Consider the following 1,376-nt stretch of genomic DNA (forward strand, 5'->3'; position numbering starts at 1 on the left):
CGTTACGACCAGCGGCCAGGCCGGCAGTCAGCTCGGCGTTGAGACGGCGCTGCTCCTGCGCCAGCCGGCTGGTATCGATTCCGGCGCCAGTCAGCTCGCCACGCATGCGGCTGAGTTGGGTTTGCTGACGAGCCTCTACGCGCTCCAGGCGCTGCAGCTCGCTGGTCATATCGCGATACTGCGTTTTCAGCCGCTCGCTGGGGCGATCGGTGTTGATCAACTCGCTCTGCAGGGCGCGCAGTTGGTCCTTGGTGCTGCGCACGGCCTTGCCGGTGGCGTCAAGGTCGCGCTCAAGATCGCGGGCAATGTTCACCTGGCGCAGCGGCTTTTCGACCGCGCGCACCATGTCCTGGTATTCCTTGCGGAAACCGGCCACCTCCTTGGTGGCTTGGTCCAGGTCGGCCGTCAGCCGCAGTTCAACATCAGTCATGGCATCAGCCTTTCATTGCGCGGCGAAAGAGGGTCCACGGGTACTGCCATACAGCGTGATGGCCAAGTCTCACCAGCTGGCAGGCCGCTTCATCCAACTGCTTCAGGCTGTCTGCCGCATGCTGGCCACTTTGGCCAGCATGCGAAAAAAACTGGGGTTGGCCTCCTTGCAGCCATCAACCAAGGCCTCCAGATCACTCGGCAGCATCTGTTCCAGGTCAGCGAGTTTCAGGCCGGTGAACAGCGGCAAGTCGGGCAGGCGCACATCCTCCAGCAGCAACTCGTCGATCAGGTCGCCGCCCGGCTTGGTCTCCAGCAGGCCGCGCACCTGGGCAACGGTCAGCTCCATACAGCACACGCGAGTGCCATTGCTGAGCGTTTTGATAACAGACTTACCGGTGGCGCCTTCGCTCATCTCAATCTCCGGGCAATAAAAAACCCGCCGTAGCGGGTTGCGTGTTGGGCTAAAAACTAGAAAAAGCGCATCAGGGCACCCAGGAAAGCCGGGACACCGGTGAACAAAAGAAAAAGAATGATGATCGCGGGAATCGATGCCAATACCCACTTGACCATGAAGCGCACCATTGCGCCGAAGCTCATGTTGATATCAACCACAACGACAGGCTGGGCTCCTGGATACTGCTGTTCTGCTTCATATACTGCAGGCGAGCGCTTGGCGCGCTCCGCATTAGCTGCCTGTTCTAGTTGGCGCTGTGCTTTTACCTCAGCGGCATGGCGCTCAAAACCTTCGTAATTCACCCCGCACTTTACGCAGTCTTCAGGGCTTTGCTGCACCTCGGCCAAAGTAGGCTCGTACCGGCATTTTGGGCACTGCATCGGGTTTCCCTCCCTACGGATATGGCAAGGAATGTAGCCGATCAGCGCCAGCACCGAAACCCGGCCATCCCTGGCCGAGCCAGGATCAGGCCGCAGCCTTCTCCTTCTTG

At 60.0% G+C, this 1,376-nt stretch carries 3 protein-coding genes; all 3 read right to left on the bottom strand.

Features of this window, described 5'->3' with window-relative positions; genetic code table 11:
• Positions 1-430, bottom strand: a 430-nt coding sequence (locus tag J0A65_RS23465; RefSeq protein ID WP_206596701.1) for a hypothetical protein, incomplete at its 3' end; no start/stop codon positions are given.
• A 102-nt stretch (positions 431-532) separates the two neighbouring features.
• Positions 533-844, bottom strand: coding sequence for a hypothetical protein (locus J0A65_RS23470; protein ID WP_206596702.1), 312 nt, complete (start codon positions 842-844; stop codon positions 533-535).
• 56 nt (positions 845-900) lie between these two features.
• A partial coding sequence (locus tag J0A65_RS23475) for a hypothetical protein (protein WP_206596703.1) occupies positions 901-1,376 on the bottom strand: 476 nt, incomplete at its 5' end.

It is taken from the genome of Bowmanella yangjiangensis, assembly GCF_017255015.1.
In the GTDB taxonomy this organism is placed as follows: domain Bacteria; phylum Pseudomonadota; class Gammaproteobacteria; order Enterobacterales; family Alteromonadaceae; genus Bowmanella; species Bowmanella yangjiangensis.